The sequence below is a fragment of the Mesorhizobium monacense genome, assembly GCF_056781675.1.
In genome coordinates this window covers 1,739,347-1,758,495 of sequence record NZ_CM165567.1, presented here as the reverse complement: position 1 = coordinate 1,758,495, position 19,149 = coordinate 1,739,347, and the positions used below count along the sequence as shown (strand labels likewise).

Annotated in this window: 18 protein-coding genes; 13 read left to right on the top strand and 5 right to left on the bottom strand. The window is 64.0% G+C overall.

Going from position 1 to position 19,149, the window contains the following annotated elements; translation table 11 throughout:
* Positions 1-40: 40 nt before the first annotated feature.
* From AC1RUK_RS08140 to AC1RUK_RS08130, 3 genes are read left to right on the top strand one after another with little or no spacing between them, the layout of a single operon-like run.
* Positions 41-1,312, top strand: coding sequence for a beta-ketoacyl-ACP synthase (locus AC1RUK_RS08140; RefSeq protein ID WP_481836025.1), 1,272 nt, complete (start codon positions 41-43; stop codon positions 1,310-1,312).
* A 36-nt stretch (positions 1,313-1,348) separates the two neighbouring features.
* Entirely contained in the window at positions 1,349-2,377 is a 1,029-nt protein-coding gene (locus AC1RUK_RS08135) for a zinc-binding dehydrogenase (RefSeq protein WP_481836026.1), read from the top strand.
* 2 nt (positions 2,378-2,379) lie between these two features.
* Positions 2,380-3,375, top strand: a complete 996-nt coding sequence (locus AC1RUK_RS08130; RefSeq protein WP_481836027.1) for a lipid A biosynthesis lauroyl acyltransferase — start codon at positions 2,380-2,382, stop codon at positions 3,373-3,375.
* Between the two features lie 124 nt (positions 3,376-3,499).
* Here the strand turns inward: AC1RUK_RS08130 and AC1RUK_RS08125 are convergent, their stop codons facing one another.
* Positions 3,500-3,931, bottom strand: a complete 432-nt coding sequence (locus tag AC1RUK_RS08125; RefSeq protein WP_481836028.1) for a L,D-transpeptidase — start codon at positions 3,929-3,931, stop codon at positions 3,500-3,502.
* Positions 3,932-4,152: 221 nt separating this feature from the next.
* On the opposite strand from AC1RUK_RS08125, the gene AC1RUK_RS08120 reads away from it, so the two are divergent.
* From AC1RUK_RS08120 to AC1RUK_RS08100, 5 genes are all read left to right on the top strand, one after another.
* Positions 4,153-5,433 carry an acetylornithine deacetylase/succinyl-diaminopimelate desuccinylase family protein gene (locus AC1RUK_RS08120; RefSeq protein WP_481836029.1) on the top strand — a complete coding sequence of 427 codons (1,281 nt, stop codon included), beginning with the start codon at positions 4,153-4,155 and terminating at the stop codon, positions 5,431-5,433.
* A 141-nt stretch (positions 5,434-5,574) separates the two neighbouring features.
* Entirely contained in the window at positions 5,575-7,053 is a 1,479-nt protein-coding gene (locus AC1RUK_RS08115; RefSeq protein WP_481836030.1) for an ABC transporter substrate-binding protein, read from the top strand.
* Between the two features lie 253 nt (positions 7,054-7,306).
* Positions 7,307-8,254, top strand: coding sequence for an ABC transporter permease (locus tag AC1RUK_RS08110; RefSeq protein WP_481836031.1), 948 nt, complete (start codon positions 7,307-7,309; stop codon positions 8,252-8,254).
* The gene (locus tag AC1RUK_RS08105; RefSeq protein WP_481836032.1) at positions 8,251-9,120 is read left to right on the top strand and encodes an ABC transporter permease; all 870 of its coding nucleotides are present in this window, start codon (positions 8,251-8,253) and stop codon (positions 9,118-9,120) included. The genes AC1RUK_RS08110 and AC1RUK_RS08105 overlap by 4 nt, the downstream gene beginning before the upstream one ends.
* Positions 9,117-10,739, top strand: coding sequence for an ABC transporter ATP-binding protein (locus AC1RUK_RS08100; protein WP_481836033.1), 1,623 nt, complete (start codon positions 9,117-9,119; stop codon positions 10,737-10,739). The genes AC1RUK_RS08105 and AC1RUK_RS08100 overlap by 4 nt, the downstream gene beginning before the upstream one ends.
* A gap of 18 nt (positions 10,740-10,757) precedes the next feature.
* Here AC1RUK_RS08100 and AC1RUK_RS08095 read toward each other — a convergent pair whose 3' ends face one another.
* Positions 10,758-11,189, bottom strand: a complete 432-nt coding sequence (locus tag AC1RUK_RS08095; protein WP_436172208.1) for a TerB family tellurite resistance protein — start codon at positions 11,187-11,189, stop codon at positions 10,758-10,760.
* A 221-nt stretch (positions 11,190-11,410) separates the two neighbouring features.
* Between AC1RUK_RS08095 and AC1RUK_RS08090 the strand changes: the two genes are divergently transcribed.
* From AC1RUK_RS08090 to AC1RUK_RS08080, 3 genes are all read left to right on the top strand, one after another.
* Entirely contained in the window at positions 11,411-11,581 is a 171-nt protein-coding gene (locus AC1RUK_RS08090; RefSeq protein WP_481836034.1) for a hypothetical protein, read from the top strand.
* A gap of 244 nt (positions 11,582-11,825) precedes the next feature.
* Positions 11,826-12,596, top strand: coding sequence for a helix-turn-helix domain-containing protein (locus AC1RUK_RS08085; protein ID WP_481839550.1), 771 nt, complete (start codon positions 11,826-11,828; stop codon positions 12,594-12,596).
* Positions 12,597-12,671: 75 nt separating this feature from the next.
* Positions 12,672-13,091: a VOC family protein gene (locus AC1RUK_RS08080; protein ID WP_481836035.1), complete on the top strand. Its 420-nt coding sequence runs from the start codon at positions 12,672-12,674 to the stop codon at positions 13,089-13,091.
* 4 nt (positions 13,092-13,095) lie between these two features.
* On the opposite strand, the gene AC1RUK_RS08075 is transcribed toward AC1RUK_RS08080, so the two are convergent.
* Positions 13,096-14,571 (bottom strand): cobyric acid synthase, encoded by a 1,476-nt coding sequence (locus AC1RUK_RS08075; protein WP_481836036.1) that lies wholly within the window; start codon positions 14,569-14,571, stop codon positions 13,096-13,098.
* Positions 14,571-15,185, bottom strand: coding sequence for a dimethylsulfonioproprionate lyase family protein (locus tag AC1RUK_RS08070; protein WP_481836037.1), 615 nt, complete (start codon positions 15,183-15,185; stop codon positions 14,571-14,573). The genes AC1RUK_RS08075 and AC1RUK_RS08070 overlap by 1 nt, the downstream gene beginning before the upstream one ends.
* Before the next feature lie 147 nt (positions 15,186-15,332).
* Here AC1RUK_RS08070 and AC1RUK_RS08065 point away from each other — a divergent pair, with 147 nt between their 5' ends.
* The gene (locus AC1RUK_RS08065; protein ID WP_481836038.1) at positions 15,333-16,499 is read left to right on the top strand and encodes an isobutyryl-CoA dehydrogenase; all 1,167 of its coding nucleotides are present in this window, start codon (positions 15,333-15,335) and stop codon (positions 16,497-16,499) included.
* 20 nt (positions 16,500-16,519) lie between these two features.
* On the top strand, positions 16,520-17,404 hold the full coding sequence (gene mmsB, locus AC1RUK_RS08060; protein WP_481836039.1) for a 3-hydroxyisobutyrate dehydrogenase: 885 nt from the start codon (positions 16,520-16,522) through the stop codon (positions 17,402-17,404).
* Between the two features lie 318 nt (positions 17,405-17,722).
* Here mmsB and AC1RUK_RS08055 read toward each other — a convergent pair whose 3' ends face one another.
* Entirely contained in the window at positions 17,723-19,102 is a 1,380-nt protein-coding gene (locus tag AC1RUK_RS08055; protein ID WP_481836040.1) for an aspartate aminotransferase family protein, read from the bottom strand.
* Positions 19,103-19,149 lie beyond the last annotated feature (47 nt).

Below are 19,149 nucleotides of genomic sequence, written 5' to 3'. Positions count from 1 at the left end.
CCCAGCAAGAAATATCCGACCAGGGCTGTCAGGACAAAACATGGCCAATCTGAACGATCACATGGGCAGGCCAATCGTCGCCGTTACCGGTATCGGCGTGGTGACGTCGCTCGGCGTCGGCAAGGCCGACAACTGGGCGGCACTCACATCGGGCAAATCCGGCATCCATCCGATCACCCGCTTTCCAGTCGATCACCTGAACACCCGCATCTCCGGCATGGTCGACTTCCTGCCGTCGAGTTCGCAGGGTTCCAGCCCCCTCACCTACGAGCTGGCCGAAACCGCCGCGCGGGAAGCCGTCGCGGAAGCCGGTCTCGATTCCGGCGATTTCGGCGGACCGCTTTTCCTCGCCTCGCCGCCGGTCGAACTCGACTGGGCCGACCGCTTTTCGCTCTACAATTCCGACAAGCAGGACGCCGGCGCCGAAAGGCTACTGCGCGTCGCGCGCGCCCTGAAGGAACTCGATATCTTCGAGACCACGCAGTTCGGCTCGATCGCCGACCGGCTGGCCGACAGCTTCGGCACGCGCGGCTTGCCGATCACGCTGTCGACCGCCTGTGCCTCCGGCGCCACGGCGATCCAGCTCGGCGTCGAGGCGATTCGCCGCGGCGAGTGCGACAAGGCGCTGTCGATCGGCGCCGACGGCTCGGCGACTGCCGAGGCGCTGATCCGCTTCTCGCTGCTGTCGGCGCTGTCCACCCACAACGACATCCCCGAAAAGGCCTCAAAACCCTTCTCCAAGGATCGCGACGGGTTTGTGCTTGCCGAAGGCTCCGGCGCGCTGGTGCTGGAATCGCTGGAGGCCGCCCTTGCCCGCGGCGCCACCATTCTCGGCATCATGCGCGGCTGCGGCGAGAAGGCCGACGATTTCCACCGCACCCGCTCCAAGCCCGACGGGTCGCCGGCAATCGCCGCGGTGCGCGCCGCGCTCGCCGATGCCGGCCTTGGCGAAGACGAGATCGACTATGTCAACGCCCACGGCACCTCGACGCCGGAAAACGACAAGATGGAGCATTTGTCGCTGTCGACCGTGTTCGGCGAGCGCATCGGCTCGATGCCGATCTCGTCGAACAAGTCGATGATCGGCCACACGCTGTCGGCGGCCGGCGCGGTCGAGGCGGCATTTTCGCTGATGACCATGCGCGAAAGCGTCATTCCGCCGACCATCAACTACGACAATCCCGATCCGGCGATCGTGCTCGACGTGGTGCCGAACAAGAAGCGCAATGCCGAGGTTGGTACCGTCTTGTCGAATTCCTTCGGCTTCGGCGGCCAGAACACTTGCCTTGTCATGGCGCGGGAACCGGTCTAAGCGAGCGCTTTCCGCTCAACAGATCCGACAGGCTCCATGCGCGCACTGCAACTTATCGAGGACCGCCGTCTTGAAACGGTGGACCTGCCGCCTCCCCCGCCGCCCTCGCTCGGCGAGGTAACGCTGCGCATCAAGGCCGTGGCGCTGAACCATATCGACGTCTGGGGCTGGCGCGGCATGGCCTTCGCCAAGCGCAAGCTGCCGCTGGTCATCGGCGCTGAAGCCTCGGGCGAAGTCGAAGCCGTCGGTCCCGGCGTTTCCAGCCTTCTGCCCGGACAACTGGTGTCGATCTATGGCGCACGCACCTGCGGCCTTTGCCTCGCCTGCCGCGAAGGCCGCGACAATCTCTGCGAGCACGTTTCCGGCGTTCATGGCTTCCACCTCGACGGCTTTGCCCAGGAGAAGATCAACCTGCCGGCGCGGCTTCTGGTCCCCGCTCCGCCCGGGGTCAGCGAGATCGGCGCCGCTGTCGCACCGGTGACCTTTGGCACGGTCGAGCACATGCTGTTCGATAATGCCCGACTGCAGCCCGGCGAGACGATCCTCGTCCATGCCGGCGGCTCGGGCATAGGCTCCGCCGCCATCCAGCTGGCGAAGAAGATGGGCTGCACCGTGATCACAACGGTCGGCTCGAACGACAAGATCGACAAGGCGAAGGCGCTTGGCGCCGACCACGTCATCAACTACCGCGACGACCGTTTCGAGGGCGTGGTGCGCAAGTTGACCAAGAAGAAGGGCGTCGACGTCGTGTTCGAACATGTCGGCGCCGATACCTTTGCTGCCTCGATGCTGTGCATGAAGCGCGGTGGCCGCCTGGTGACCTGCGGCTCGACTTCGGGTGTGTCGACGCAAATCAACCTGATGCAGCTTTTCCAGCAGCAGCTGAAGCTGCTCGGCTCCTTCGGCTGCCGCATGGAAAACATGGCCGACGCCATGCAGAAGATGGCGGCGGGCCTGGTCGCACCGGTGATCGACACCGAAGTCGGCTTCGACGACATCGACCCTGCGCTGAAGCGCATGGAAGGCCGTGACGTGTTCGGCAAGATCATCCTGCGCGTCGACTAGGAATGGTCGGCAGAGCCTTCAAGAAAGTCCGCAGGGACCTGGCGTTTCGCTACGGCCGGCGGCTTCGCCAGATGGAGCACTGGCTGGTCGCACGCGTCGCGATGACGATCATCTCGCTGCTGCGCCTCTTGCCGCCCGACAGTGCGCTCAACTTCGCCGACCGCGTCGCCCGCCGCATCGGCCCGCTGGTCGGGCGCCATCGCGTCGCGACCAGCAATCTGCGTCTCGCCTATCCTGAGAAAAGCGATGCCGAGATCGAAGCCATCGCCCTGGACATGTGGGGCAACATGGCGCGCCTTGCCGCCGAATACATCTTCCTCGATGCGCTCTTCGACTACGACCCGAAAGCGACGACGCCGGGCCGGGTCGAGGTTCGCGGCGTCGAGCATTTCCTTGAGATCGCCAGCGAGGAAAAGCCGCACATCCTGTTCACCGGCCATCTCGGCAATTTCGAACTGCTGCCGGTGGCCGCCGCCACCTTCGGCATGAAGATCACAGCGCTGTTTCGCCCGCCCAACAATCCCTATCTGGCCGACTACATCCATTCGACCCGCCGTTCGACGATGGGGGCCCTGCTGCCCTCTTCCACCGGCGCTTCATTCGCGCTCGCCGCGATCCTCGAGAATGGCGGCAATATCGGCGTGCTGGTCGACCAGAAATTCTCGAGCGGGCTGGAAACGACCTTCTTCGGCCGCCCGTGCCAAAGCAATCCGGTGCTGGGCATGCTTGCCCGCCACTATGATTGCGACGTCTATCCGGCGCGCTGCGTGCGGCTACCGGGCAACCGGTTCCGGCTCGATATCGAGGACAAGCTGACCTTGCCGCGCACCGAAAGTGGCAGCGTCGACGTGCCGGCCACCACCCAGCTCCTCGCCGATGTGGTCGAGCGCTGGGTGCGCGAGGATCCGGGACAGTGGATGTGGTTCCACAAGAGGTGGGAAATCAGCGGCCGGCGTCGCCGCCAGCGCGGGCGGGCAATGGACGCTGCCCGCCAGTAGCCACCAGAGCAATTCCAGGAAAGGTGTGAAACGGTTTTCCGTCAGGAATTGCGTCAAAACAAACAGATAGAGCGGATCTGCGTTTCCGTGAAACGATGAACCGCTCTCTAGCGTCGAACCGGGCTTAATCGGTGACGACGATCCGCGTGTTGCCGTAGCCGGCTTCCTTCACCATCGAATAGAAGGTCGCGGCATTGGTGGTGTGCAGGCGCACACAGCCATGCGACGCCGGACGCCCGAGATACTTCACCGCGCCGGTGCCGTGGATGGCGTAGCCGCCACGGAAGAACACCGAATACGGCATCGGCGACATATCGTATTTGCGCGAATACCACATCCGGGCCGTCCATTGCGGCCGGTAGTTGCCGCGCGGCGTAATGTAGCCCCTGCGGGCGGTGGATACGCTCCACCGGTAAACCACCTGCCCATAGCGGCTGACGGTCATCGTCTGCGAAGATATGTCGATGCTGGCGACGAGAGCGGCTGCCTTGCTCTCGATCGAAGTGCCGAACAGCGCCGTTGCCAGTATTGCCGCCATGAGAACGGTCTTTTTCATGCGATCAAACCCCTTTGATTGCCCTTGCCCGCTGCCATCACGCTGTTTTTCATGCTTTTAATGGCAGGTGAATGAAGTAACACACACTCATTGATAAATTAGCCAAGCTAAAGCAGCGCATTTGAACGATTTTCCCGTCATAGTTGCCGCGGCGACACGCAATTGCAGCGGTTTCAGCATCACGCTTGCAAAGTGACCCGGTTCGCTGCTCAAATCCCGGAATGAACGAACGACTCCTCAAGGCCGTGGACGAGCGCGTCGACGACCTGGTTGCGCTGACCGCCGAGCTGATCCGCTTTCCGACCATCAATCCGCCTGGTGAGGCCTACAGGCCGTGCGCGGAATACATTGGCGCGCGGCTGCGGAAGCGCGGCTTCGAAACCGAGTTCATCCGCGCCGAAGGCACGCCCGGCGACACCGACCGCTATCCGCGCGTCAATGTCGTCGCCCGCTTCGACGGCCGCTCGCCCGGCGCCTGCGTGCATTTCAACTCGCATATCGACGTGGTCGAGGCCGGCGAAGGCTGGAGCGTCGATCCTTTCGCCGGCCTGGTGAAGGACGGCAAGGTCTACGGCCGCGGCGCCTGCGACATGAAGGGCGGCTTGGCCTCCTCCATCATCGCCGCCGAAGTTTTCATGGAGGTCTTCCCGGATTTTCCCGGCGCCATCGAGATATCAGGCACGGTCGACGAAGAGTCCGGCGGCTTCGGCGGCGTCGCCCATCTGGCGAAGCTCGGTTATTTCTCGAAACCCAAGGTCGACCACGTCATCATCCCTGAGCCGCTGAACAAGGACCGCATCTGCCTCGGCCATCGCGGCGTCTGGTGGGCGGAGATCGAAACCAAGGGCGAGATCGCGCATGGCTCGATGCCGTTTCTCGGCGACAATGCCGTGCGCCACATGGGCGCCGTGCTGCAGGCTTTCGAGGACGAATTGTTTCCGGCCCTCGATCGCAAGATAACGCGCATGCCGGTCGTACCCGAGGGCGCCAGGCGCTCGACCATGAACATCAACTCGATCCATGGCGGCCAGACCGAGGATTTCCGCCCCGGTCTGCCCTCGCCCAACGTGCCCGATTCCTGCCGGCTGACCATCGACCGCCGCTTCCTGCTCGAAGAGGACCTTGCCACGGTCAAAAGCGAGGTGACCGGCATCCTCGAGCGGCTGAGGCGCGAGCGCAAGAAATTCGACTACGAGATCCGCGACCTGATGGAGGTGCTGCCGCTGATGACCGAGCGTGACGCGCCGGTGGTGAAGGCGGTAGCACAAGGAATCATGGCAATCTTCGACCGTGAACCGGATTATGTGATTTCGCCCGGCACCTACGACCAGAAGCACATCGCCCGCATCGGCCACATCTATGACTGCATCGCCTATGGCCCGGGCATTCTCGACCTCGCCCACCGCCCCGACGAATGGGTAGGCATCGCCGATATGGTGGAATCGGCCAAGGTGATGGCAATCGGACTCAACGTGCTGCTGCGCGGCACGGTCGCGGGATAATCCGCCAACAAAGAGGTCAGCGCCAATCGACTACGCAGGAAAAACATTCCCCCTGGCGCTACCCGGCAGCACGAAACGCAATTTACTCCACCTCGAAATCACGCTTCTATCCACCCGGTTTGAGCATATGGGAGTTGCACGATGAAATTGTGGAAAACCATTCTTGCCGCTGCGGCCCTGGCGCTTGCCGCCAGCACCTCGTCATTTGCCGCGCGCACCGATCTGGTCATCGGCATCCCGCTCGAACCGCCGCATCTCGACCCGACCGCGGGTGCCGCGGCGGCGATCGACGAGGTGCTTTACGCCAATGTGTTCGAGGGCCTGACCCGCATCGGCCCGAACGGCGAGGTGCTGCCCGATCTCGCAGAGAGCTGGCCCATTTCCGATGACGGCAAGGTCTACACCTTCAAGCTGCACACCGGCGTGAAATTCCACGACGGCACCGACTTCAACGCCGACGACGTGAAATTCTCGCTCGACCGCGCCCGCGCCGACAATTCCGTCAATGCGCAGAAGGGTCTGTTCGCGGCCATAGACAAGGTCGAGGTGGTGGACCCGGCGACCGTGAAGGTGACACTGAAGAACCCGCAAGGGTCCTTCCTCTACAATATGGGCTGGGGCGACGCGGTGATGGTGGCGCCGGAATCCGCCGACACCAACAAGGAAAAGCCGATCGGCACCGGACCGTTCAAGTTCCAGAGCTGGGCCAAGGGCTCGTCGATCACGGTGGTGAAATCCGACAATTACTGGGGCGCGCCCGTGGCCCTCGACAAGGCCGAGTTCCGCATCGTGCCGGACGCCGCGGCGGCCGTGCCGGCACTGCTCTCCGGCGACATTCAGGCCTTTCCGTTCTTCGATCCCGACAGCGTCGCCCAGGTCAAGGACGACCCGCGCTTCAAGGTGGTGATCGGCTCGACCGAGGGCGAGACCATCCTGTCGATCAACAACAAGAAACCGCCCTTCGACAAGCTGCAGGTCAGGCAGGCGATTTCCTACGCGCTCGACCGCAAGGCGATCATCGACGGTGCCTCGGCCGGGCTCGGCGTGCCGATCGGCTCGCACATGTCACCTGCCAACAAGGACTATGTCGACCTCACCGGCCGCTATCCGCATGATGTCGCCAAGGCCAAGGAACTCTTGAAGGAGGCAGGCCTGGAAAGCGGCTTCAAGGCAACGCTGAAATTGCCGCCGCCTTCCTATGCGCGGCTCGGCGGCGAGATCATCGCCTCGGAGCTTCGCGACGTCGGCATCGATCTGGAGATCATTCCTGTCGAATGGGCGCAGTGGCTGGATCAGGTGTTCACCAAGAAGGACTACGACCTGACCATCGTCTCGCACACCGAGCCCAACGACATCGATATCTATTCGCGCAAGGACTACTACTTCAACTACGACAATCCGGCCTTCGACAAGATCATCGCCGACCTCAACCTCACCTCCGACGAGGCCAAGCGCAAGGAATTGCTGGGACAGGCGCAGAAGATCCTCGCCGATGATGCCGTGGTCGGTTTCCTCTACGAATTGCCGAAGGTTGGTGTGTGGGATGCGAAGCTGCAGGGGCTTTGGGAGAATGCGCCGATCCAGGCGAATGACCTGACCAAGGTGAAGTGGAGCGAGTGAGACTGTTGGCCAAAAGGCGACGCCTGCGCTCTGTCACACCCCCCTCTGTCCTGCCGGACATCTCCCCTGCAAGGGGGGAGATTGAGCTCTCGCCGCTGTTTTCGCCAATTTTCAACGCTGCATTAGCGCCAGCGCTGGAACTGCCGATCTCCCCCCTATCGGAGGAGATGTCCGGCAGGACAGAAGGGGGCAGGCGGGAACGCTACCTTTGCGCGCTCGTTGCACCAGGCCGAACAGCAGTCCCGCGTCTCCCATGACCGCCTACCTCCTCAAGCGCCTCGCCATCGCCCTCGCCACGCTGGTACTGGCCTCGATGGTGGTGTTCGCCGTGCTGGAGATCATCCCCGGCGATCCGGCGCGGCTGATGCTGGGCCTGAACGCCAGCGCCGACCAGGTCGAGGTGCTGCGCAACCAGATGGGCCTCAACGCACCGCTGCCCATACGCTACCTGCACTGGGCCGGCGGCTTGCTCAGCCTCGATTTCGGCCGCTCCTACACCTATTCGGTGCCGGTCATCGATCTCGTGCGCGAGCGCATCGTCGTCTCGCTGCCGCTGGCGCTGATCGCGCTCGCTCTCTCCACAATCATTGCCATTCCGGTCGGGCTCTACTCCGCCAGCCGGCGCGGGCGGGCCGGCGATGCGATTGCCATGGGCGCCACGCAGTTCGGCGTCGCCGTGCCCAACTTCTGGTTCGCGCTGATGCTGATCTATCTCTTTGCCGTCTGGCTGCGGCTGGTGCCGGCGGGCGGCTTTCCGGGCTGGAGCGCCGGTGTGTGGCCGGCACTGAAGTCGCTGCTTTTGCCGGCCGTCGCGCTCGCTCTGCCGCAGGCGGCGATCCTGGCGCGTGTCGCCCGCTCGGCCCTGATCGAGGTGCTCAACGAGGACTATATCCGCACCGCCCGCGCCAAGGGCCTGCCCTATCGCGCGGTGCTGTGGCGGCATGCGCTGCGCAACGCCATGATCCCGGTGCTGACCATTCTCGGGCTGCAATTCGCCTTCCTGCTCGCCGGCACCATCATCATCGAGAATGTCTTCTATCTGCCTGGCCTGGGACGCCTGGTGTTCCAGGCCATCACCCAGCGCGACCTGATCGTCGTCGAAAGCGTCGTCATGCTGCTGGTCGCCGCGGTCATCGCCGTCAACCTCCTCGTCGACCTCTCCTATGCGGTTGTCGATCCGCGCCTGAGAAGCCGGCAATGACGCTGCACGTCGACATCCCCGAAGAGACCCTTGCCGGTATTCTGGCCAAGGCGTTCCGCAGTCGATCGTTCCTCATCGGCCTCGTCATCACAGCGCTGGTGGCGGCGGTGGCGATCCTCTCCTATGTCTGGACGCCCTACGACGTCACCAGACTGGTGATATCGAACAAGACGCAAAGCCCGTCGCTGACGCACTGGTTCGGCACCGACCATTTCGGCCGCGACATCCTGTCGATGATCATGGTCGGCGCCCGCAACTCGATTGCAGTGGCGCTGGTCGCGGTCGGCATCGGCATGGGCGCCGGCGTGCCGCTCGGCGCCTTTGCCGCGGCGCGCGGCGGCCTCGTCGACGAAGTGCTGATGCGCATGAACGATCTCGTCTTCGCCTTCCCGGCTCTGCTTTCGGCGATCATGATCACCGCCATCTTCGGACCTGGCGCCATCAATGCCATCATCGCCATCGGCATCTTCAACATTCCGGTGTTTGCGCGTGTCGCCCGTGCCGGCGCGCTGGCGATCTGGCCGCGCGAATTCATCCTCGCCGCGCGCGCCGCCGGCAAGGGCAACACGCTGATTACGATCGAACACATCCTGCCCAACATCGCCACGCTGCTGCTGGTGCAAGGCACGATACAGTTTGCGCTTGGCATCCTCGCGGAGGCCGGGCTTTCCTATGTCGGCCTCGGCGCCCAGCCGCCGATGCCAAGCTGGGGCCGCATGCTGTTCGACGCCCAGACCCGCATGGTGGTGGCGCCGTGGATGGCCATCTTCCCGGGCATGGCGATCGTCGTCACCGTGCTCGGCCTCAATTTGCTCGGCGACGGCATCGCCGACATCCTCGACCCGAAATCGCGGCGGCAGCGATGAGCCTGCTCGAGATCGAGAACCTGTCGCTGGCGATCGGCGACACGCCGATCCTGAAGGGAGTCGACCTCTCCGTCGTGCCCGGCGAAGTGATGGGGCTGGTCGGCGAATCCGGCTCCGGCAAGTCGATGACGGCGCTGACCGTGATGCAGCTTCTGCCGTTCGCGGCGCGCGCCACCGGACGCGTGACCTTCGACGGCATCGACATTCTTGCCGCGAGCGAAGACCAGATGTGCGCGCTGCGCGGCGACGACATCGGCATGGTGTTCCAGGAGCCGATGACGGCGCTCAACCCGGTCAAGACCATCGGCGAGCAGGTGGCCGAAGGCATTCGCTGGCACACAAGGTCAAGCCGCGCCGAGGCCGAGGACCGGGCGCGAAAAATGCTCGACCGGGTCGGCCTACCGGCAGCACAATTCCCGCTGTCTCGCTATCCGCACGAGCTCTCCGGCGGCCAGCGTCAGCGGGTCGTGATCGCCATCGCCTGTGCGCTGAAGCCGAAGCTTTTGATCGCCGACGAGCCGACGACGGCACTCGACGTGGTGCTGCAGGCGCAGATCCTCGACCTGCTGCGCGATCTCGTCGCGGAAAACCGCATGGGCCTGCTGCTGATCTCGCACGATCTCGCGGTGGTGACCGAGATGGCCGACCGCATCACCATCCTGCGGCATGGCGAGGTGATGGAGGCCGGCGATACCGCGCGCACACTGTCGGAACAGCTCCACCCCTACACGCGCCAATTGGCGCAGGCCTCGATGCATGTGCCGGCCCGCCCCAGAACGCACGCTGCTGGCTCGGCCAAGCCACTGCTTCAGGTCGAAGGCTTGTCGCGCGACTATCATGGGCGCCGCAGCTCGCTGTTCAAGCGCGCCACACCGGTCCGCGCCGTCGACGACGTGTCCTTGTCGATAGCGCCCGGCCAGTCGGTGGCGCTGGTCGGCCGCTCCGGTTGCGGCAAGTCCACGCTCGCCCGCATGATCCTGGCACTGGACAAATCGACTTCAGGAACGATCCGCTTTCGCGGCGAAACCATCACCGGCAAGAGCGAGGCGGAACTCAAGCCGGCGCGGCGCGACATGCAGGTGGTGTTCCAGGATCCTTACGGCTCCTTCGACCCGCGCCAGAAGGTCGAGAAACTGGTGGCCGAACCGCTGCATGTGCTGGACAAGAAGCCAGCGCCTGCGGAGCGCCGAGAGATGGTGGCGCATGCGCTGCACGAGGTCGGCCTCAGCCCGCGCGACATGGACAAATACCCGCACGAGTTTTCCGGCGGCCAGCGCCAACGCCTGTCGATCGCCCGCGCCATCATCACCCGGCCGAAGCTGGTGGTTGCCGACGAACCGGTCTCGGCGCTCGATGTCTCGATCCGCGCCCAGATCCTTGACCTGTTCGCTGAGCTCAACCAGAAGCTCGGCATCGCCTATCTGTTCATCACCCACGACCTGACCGTCGCCCGCGCCATCACCGACGAAGTGCTGGTCATGCATGACGGCAGGATCGTCGAGCGCGGCAAGACAGGCGAGGTGCTGGATCATCCGCAATCGGAGGCGGCCAAGGCCCTGGTCGCCGCAGCCCCGGATTTGCATCGGGCAATCGCGCGGCGGCTGCAGGAACAGGGGTGAGCCGCCGTCGATGCTGGCCTATTCTTCCGGCTTCACCACATCGACCGGACTGATGTCGAGCAGATCCAGCGTACGCCGCAACAGCCGCACCTCGCTCTCGGCCAGTTGCGAGTTGGCCTTGGCGATCTCGGCCATGTGTCGGGCGAGCAGCTTGCGCCGCTCGACGTCGAGGTCGCGGAACAACGCGACGGCCTGCGAGCCATTGGTCTCGTAGCCGAACTCGTTGAGATACTCGATGACGTTGTCGATGCTGGCCTCGGGAATGCCAAAGGCCTCCTTGCAGATGCGGCGGAAGGCGACCATTTCGCTCTCGCTGACCGAGCCGTCGGCCAGGATCATGCGAAACAGCATCAAGAGTTCCGCTGACAGCACCGGGTCGTCAGCGACTTTGCGCACGCCGGGATCGCCTTCGAAGATCGAGCGTATCTGGTCAAGCAATGCGAACGCCATCAGAGCCCTTTCCAATTCCTGTCCAATAGTTAGCGCGGAATCGCCTTTGCGCAAACGGGTAGCCGTCGTCGAACGCGCGCAATTTTCTTCCCAGTCGAAACCCTCCTGGCCCCGCGTGGCGCTGGCCTGGCCAACCCGGCGAATCCGCTGCGCACCTTGATTGGTGAATGACTGCGCGCCTGATAGAATGCCGGCGTACGAATCATGTTGGAGGACCACACATGAATCTTAGTGCACCTACTCAGCTTATTTTCATTATTGCCCTTGTCATCGCCATCATCGGCGTTCTCGCCGCTCTTGGCGTTCTTGCGTTTATTCCCCTCGCATCAATTTGGATTGTGCTCATCGCCTACATCGTGCTTGCCGGCGGCTGCATGATGCGCGGCGCCTGATGCGTGTCGCCCAAAAGTGCGTAGCGGTTTTGGGACAACGACATGCATGAAGACATAGGCTTGAAGCGCGTCGCATGAATCTCTCCGGACGCCACACGCTTCAAGCACTTCAAGATCTCAGGTAACCGAAGCGCCCGGTCCCAAGCCGGGCGCTTTTGATTTTGCCACATGGTCTGCTAGTTTCCTTGCCGAAGGAGATGCCGTGGCCGCCGATAGCGAACAGCCTGATCCGAGCCGGTTCGAGATGGTGCGTCGCCCGCCCGGCCCGCAGCTCCAGGGCGTGGTCACCGACATATGCGGCTACCGCGAGACGATCTCGGGCCATTTCCGCAACGTCGAATATGCCTCGCTGACCGTGCCGCTGGTCATCAGCTTTGCCGAGCCCTTCGCCATCGGATTGGGCAAGGATCCCGGCGACAATGACCGCTTCGCCAGTTTTGCCGCCGGCCTTTTTGCCGGGCCGGTGGTCATCAAATCCTTCGGCGGCGCCTGCTGCGTGCAGATCAATTTCACACCGCTCGGCGCTCGCCGCTTCTTCGGCCAGCCGATGAGCGAATTGACCGACCGTATGGTCGGCCTCGACGACGTGCTCGGTATCGAAGGCATCGCGCTGCGCGAAAAGCTCGGCAATGCGCGTGACTGGAACGCACGCTTTGCCATTGCCGAGAGTTTCGTCTCTTCCCGGCTTGCCTCGACGTATCCCGTGCAGGCCGAAATCGGCTGGGCCTATGACAGCATCATCGCCTCCGGCGGGCGCATGCGCGTCGCCACGCTGGCTGGAAGGCTGGGCTGGAGCCGCAAGCACCTTGCGGGGAAATTCTACGATGCGGTCGGCATCGGCCCGAAGACGTTGTCGCGCATCGTCCGCTTCAACCGTGCGCTTGGCCTGTCGAGACAGGACAACGGCGATTGGGCCGACATCGCCGCCGATTGCGGCTATGCCGACCAGGCGCATCTGGTGCGCGAGTTCCGTGATCTGGCCGGCGAGACGCCGACCGCAATCGCCGCCTGGTAACATTTCTTCAAGACGCCGCAGCGACCTTCGCCCAGACTGGGTTATCGACCAACCCTAATTGAAGGAGGTTCCCCGATGCCCACGACCAGCGAAGCACCCCGGCTCTACCCTGCCCTGCGCTACAAGAACGCGGCAAGAATGATCGACTGGCTCGGCGATGCTTTCGGCTTCACCGTCCGCGCCCGCTATGGCGAGGGCGACATTGTGCACCACGCCGAACTCGTCTTCGGCTCGTCGATGATCATGCTCGGCACCGCGCGCGACGACGATTACGGCAAGATGGTCGGCGAGCCGGGCTCGGGCGGCGGTAAGTCGATCTATGTCGCCGTCGAGGATGCCGACGCCGCTTATGCCCGAGCAAAGAACGCCGGCGCCACGATCATCCAGGAACTTGTCGACCGCGATTACGGCAGCCGCGAATTCATCTGCCGCGATCCCGAAGGCAATGTCTGGTCCTTCGGCACCTACTGGCCGAAGGCCGGCGAAAAGGCGTAGGCAGCTAACGAGCCAGCGCAAAAATCGCGTCGCAGTCGAGATGGGTTTCCAGTTCGGCCGCGACCTCGTCCAGCGCCCGTTCGACCTCGGCGCGATAGTCGATGCCGCCACCCCTGACGCCAAGGCTTTCCAGGAATTTCGTCCGGAAGGCGTCGGCGGAAAACAGCCCGTGCAGATAGGTGCCGACCACCTTGCCGTCGGCGGAGACCGCTCCGTCCTCGACGCCATTGATGATCGCCGACGGCCGCGCCATATCGGGACCGGTGGTGCGGCCGAGATGGATCTCGTAGCCTTCGAGCGGCAGATCGAACTGCAGCGAGCGGGCGCTGGAATTGCGTACGATCTTTTCCGGCTCCATCACCGTTTCGAAGTCGAGCAGGCCGAGGCCTTCTGCCTCGGTGACACTGCCTTCGATGCCGTCGGGGTCGCGCACCATGCGGCCCAGCATCTGGAAGCCGCCGCAAATGCCGACGACATGGCCACCGCGTTTGCGATGCGCAAGAAGGTCGCGATCCCAGCCATTGTCGCGGAATTTCAGCAGATCGCCGATCGTCGACTTGGAGCCGGGAATAACCACCAGCCCGGCGTCTTCCGGGAGACGCTGGCCGGGCGGCACGAACACGACCTCGACCTGCGGTTCGGCCTTGAGCGGATCGAGGTCGTCGAAATTGGCGATGCGGCTAAGCATCGGCACAGCCACCTTCAGCGCACGCTTCTCGCCGGACGCCAGCCGTTCGAGCACCACGGAATCCTCCGACGGCAGCCGCGCCGCCGCCTTCAGCCACGGCACGACGCCGAAGCAGCGCCAGCCGGTGAATTTTTCGATCGCCTGGATGCCGTCGTCGAACAGCGAGACATCGCCGCGGAACTTGTTGATGAGGTAGCCGGCGATCATGCGCCGGTCCTCTTCCGGCAGGATCAGATGCGTGCCGGCGACCGAGGCGATGACGCCGCCGCGATCGATGTCGCCGACCAGGATGACCGGCACGTTGGCGCGCGTCGCAAAACCCATATTGGCGATGTCGCGGCTTCTGAGATTGATCTCGGCCGGCGAGCCCGCGCCCTCGACGATGACGAGGTCCGCGCCCTCGCCGACCTTCGCCCAGGACTCCAGCACCGCGTCCATCAGCCGGCCCTTCATCGCCTGGTAGTCGCGCGCCCTGGCCTCGCCGAACACCTTGCCCTGCACCACCACCTGCGAACCGATATCGCTCTGCGGCTTGAGCAGCACAGGGTTCATGTGGACCGACGGCGCGACACCGCAGGCGATCGCCTGCAGCCACTGCGCGCGGCCGATCTCGCCACCGACGGCACGGTTGTCGCCGGGAACCTCGGCGACGGCGGCATTGTTGGACATGTTCTGCGGCTTGAACGGCCGCACCTTCAGCCCGCGCTTCTTCGCCGCGCGGCACAGGCCCGCGACCAGCACCGTCTTGCCGACATCCGAGCCGGTGCCTTGCAACATGATCGCTCTGGCCATCACGCCCTGCCCTGCGCGTCGGTGCCGGGAATGGTCGACTTCTGCGCCAGCGGCCCGCCGCGCCAGATATAGAGCGCTAGCAGCGGTTCCTTGCCCGTCCGCATGGCGTGGCTGACGTCGGACGCGTGATGAATCACTTCGCCCGCCTCGCGAACGCGAAAGCCACCCTCGCCCATGCGCCATTCAGTGCCGCCGGTCAGCAGTATGTAGATCTCCTCGGCAATGTGATGGTGGTCGGGATAGACGATGCCCGGCCCGAGGATCAGCAGGCCGGCCGCGACCTCGTCATTGATGAAATGGCCGCGCGTGCCGAACACCTCCAGCCAGCCATATTTTTCCAGGAATGCCGCGCCGAAATCGGTCACATTATAGGTCTGCCCCCAGCGAAATTCGTTCCGGCGCCGGGCCAGCAGCCGCGCCAGCGGCCTGCCGTTGGCCGGAGCAAGCTCGACGATACGGTCGAGTTGGTCAAGGCAAGGCAGCGCATGCGGCGCGAGCGCACGGGCCGGCATGTCCCAGTCGATTTGCGCCACGGCGTCACGCACCAGCGGGCTGTCCACCGTTTCCAGATACTCATGGAAGCCATCGAGGAGGTCATCGAAATTTGTCGGCACTCTATGCTCCGCTGATCCACTCGCGCACAGCCGCTTCGCCGATCGTCGGGTTGCGCGGCGGCATCATTGGTCTAGATTGAGCGGCGCGCAAAGCCAAAAACGACAGGCCAGCAGACTGGCTGGCCAAGGACATAAAGGGAGCACGCCATGGACGCCGCGGTCGATGCGAGCACCAGCCAGTTCGAACTCAACGAGGAGCAGCGTGCCATCCAGGAGATGGCGCAAGCCTTCGCCGCCGACCGCGTCGCACCCAACGCGCTCGACTGGGACCGGGCGAAACATTTCCCCGCCGATGTGATCCGCGAGACCGGCCCGCTCGGCCTTGGCGGCATCTATGTCCGCGACGATGTCGGCGGCTCGGCGCTCGGGCGGCTCGACGCCGTGCTGATCTTCGAGGCGCTGTCGCGCGCCGACCCGGCCTTTTCCTCCTTCATCTCGATCCACAACATGGTGGCTTCGATGATCGACCGCTTCGGCAACGAGGAGCAGCGACAGCGCTTTTTGCCGAAGCTGACGTCTATGGAATGGCTGGCAAGCTACTGCCTGACCGAGCCTGGTTCCGGTTCGGATGCCGCGGCGCTGAAGACGCGCGCGGTCAAGAATGGCGGCGACTATGTGCTGAACGGCGCCAAGCAGTTCATCTCCGGCGCCGGCGACAGCGACCTCTATGTCGTCATGGCGCGCACCGGCGCCGATGGACCGAAGGGCATTTCCACCTTCGTCGTGCCGAAGGATGCGCCAGGCCTTTCCTTCGGCGCCAACGAGCACAAGATGGGCTGGCACATGCAGTCGACCCGCCAGGTCATCTTCGAGGACTGCAAGGTGCCGGCTGAGAACCTGCTTTCGGGCGAAGGCGCCGGTTTCGGCATCGCCATGGCCGGCCTCGATGGCGGCCGGTTGAACATCGCCGCCTGCTCGCTGGGCGGCGCGCAATCGGCGCTCGACAAGGCGCTGGCCTACACGGCGGAGCGCAAAGCCTTCGGTTCGAAAATCAACCAGTTCCAGGCGCTGCAGTTCAAGCTCGCCGACATGGAGACCGAACTGCAGGCTGCCAGGATGTTCCTTTACACTGCCGCCTCGAAACTCGACCGCAAGGCGCCGGACGCCGGCAAATGGTCGGCGATGGCCAAGCGCTTCGTCACCGACACCGGTTTCAATGTCGCCAATGACGCCCTGCAACTGCATGGCGGCTACGGCTACCTCCACGACTATGGCGTCGAGAAGCTGGTGCGAGACCTGCGCGTTCACCAGATCCTCGAAGGCACCAACGAGATCATGCGGGTCATCATCGCCCGCGCGCTGATCGGCCGCTGAGCAGAACCGGAGACATTTCGATGACCACCATCGCCTTCATCGGCCTCGGCAACATGGGCAATCCGATGGCCGCCAATCTGGTCAAGGCGGGGCATACCGTGCACGGCTTCGACCTGATGCCGGAGAACCTGACCATCGCCAGGGAGCATGGCGTCGTCATCATGGCCAATGCGGTTGCCGCGGTGAAGGAGGCCGATGCGGTCATCACCATGCTGCCGGCCGGCAAGCATGTGCTGTCGGTCTATGAGGATATCGCGCCCAAGGCCAAGAAAGGCGCGCTGTTCATCGATTCTTCGACCATCGACGTCGAGTCGGCGCGCAAGGCTCATGCCATCGCCAGCAAGCATGGGCTGGCGTCGATCGACGCGCCGGTCTCCGGCGGCACCGGCGGCGCCACGGCCGGCACGCTGACATTCATGGCAGGCGGCTCGGACGACGCATTCGCGGCGGCCGAGCCGGTCCTCAAGCCGATGGCCGGCCGCATCGTTCATTGCGGCGGCGACGGCGCCGGACAGGCGGCCAAGATCTGCAACAACATGATCCTCGGCATCTCGATGGTCGGTGTCGCGGAGGCCTTCGTGCTTGCGGAAAAGCTCGGGCTTTCGCACCAGGCGCTGTTCGACGTCGCCTCGACCTCGTCGGGCCAATGCTGGTCGCTGACCAGCTATTGCCCGGTGCCCGGCCCGGTGCCGGCGTCGCCTGCCAACCGCGATTACAAGCCCGGCTTTGCCGCCGCACTCATGCTGAAGGACCTGAAGCTGTCACAGGAGGCCGCCCAAGGCGCCGGCGCGGTGACGCCGCTCGGCGCCGAGGCGACGCAGCTCTACGCGCTGTTCAATGCGCAAGGGAATGCCGGCGCCGATTTTTCCGGCATCATAAATTTCCTGCGCGGCAATTCTAATTAAGTTTCGAATTTCACAGCGCTTTTTTCGCCTTTTCCGACGGAAAGACCGCAAATTTAGATTTGCTTAAGTTCTCGATAACCGGCCGGTAACGATGTGCCTATAAAACGGACAGCGAGGCGGACATATCGCATCCGCCCGGCGCTCCGGATCAGGTCTCGCGTACCGGAGCCCGTAAGTTTCGCAAGTGTTCTTGTAGCGAAACGCCATGCGTATCTGGCAAAGCCGCGTTCCCGGTGGGGCGCGGTTTTTGCGTTTGGCAACACTGCTTCGCGAGGGAACATCTGGCGCCCCCACCGAAGGCGCCAGACGATTGTTCGCTTACCGCTTGCGCAGGTCCGCTTCCGCCAGATCGAGCGCCTTGGCGATGCGTTCGCAGGCCACGTCGACGGTCTCGCGCGTCCAGATCAGCGGCGGCGACAGGATCATCGTGTCGCCGGTGGCGCGCAGCATCATGCCTTGGGCGATGGCGTAGTCGCGCACGACCACGGCGGCACTGCCCGCCGGCAGGAAGCGTTCCTTGCTCGCCTTGTCCTTGACGATCTCGATCGCACCCATCAGCCCGATCGAACGCACCTCGCCGACCAGATTGTGCCCGGCGATGCGCTCCTGCAAGGCCTGCGCGAAGTAAGGCCCGGTGTCGTTCCTGACGCGGTCGACCAAGCCTTCGCGCTCCATGATCTCGATGTTCTTCAGCGCCACGGCGCAGGCCACGGGGTGCCCGGAATAGGTATAGCCGTGATAGAACTCGCCGCCCTTCTCGACCAGTGTCGCGGCGATGCGCTCGCCGACCAGCAGCGCCGACAGCGGCTGGTAGCCTGAGGTCAGCGCCTTGGCCGTGGTGATGGTGTCGGGCTCGATGCCGAAGGTCTGTGCCGCGAACCACTCGCCGGTGCGGCCATAGCCGGTGATGACCTCGTCCAGCATCAAGAGCACATCGTATTTGCGGCAGATGCGCTGGACTTCCGGCCAGTAGCTCATCGGCGGGATTTTTACCCCGCCCGCGCCCATCACCGGCTCGCCGATGAAGGCGGCAACCTTGTCGGCGCCGGCTTCCAGGATGGCGTCCTCGACCGCCTTGGCGGCGCGCAGACCGAAATCATGGTCGCTCTCGCCGGCCAGCGCCAGCTCATAGGCATAGGGCATCATCACATGCACGATGTTGGGCACCGCGCCGCCGAGCTGCTTGTGCATCGGCTCCATGCCGCCGAGCGAGGTGCCGGCGATAGTCGAGCCGTGATAGCCCATCTTGCGCGAGATGATGCGGTTCTTCTCCGGCTCGCCTTCCAGCGCCCAGTAGTGGCGCACGAGCCGCAGCGCCGTGTCGTTGGCCTCCGAGCCGGAGGAACCGTAAAACACCTGGCTGACGCCCTTGGGCGCCAGTTCCGCCAGCTTCTTGGACAAGAGCACCGGCGTCGGCGTCGAGCATTTGAAGAAGGAGTTGTAGTAGGGCAGTTCCTTCATCTGGGCGTAGGCCGCTTCGGCCAGTTCGTCGCGGCCGTAGCCGACATTGACGCACCACAGCCCGGCCATGCCGTCGAGGATTTCGGTCCCGTCGGCGTCGTAGATGAACGGCCCATTGGCATGGGTGATGATCCGCGAGCCGGCCTCGCGCAGTTCCTTGTGGTCGGTGAACGGATGCAGATGATGCGCGGCGTCGATCTGCTGAAGCTGCTTCAGCGAATAGTTCTGATAGGTCATGAGTTTGGTCTTTCCTCTTGAATCAATCCGGCAAGCTGCCGGGGGCG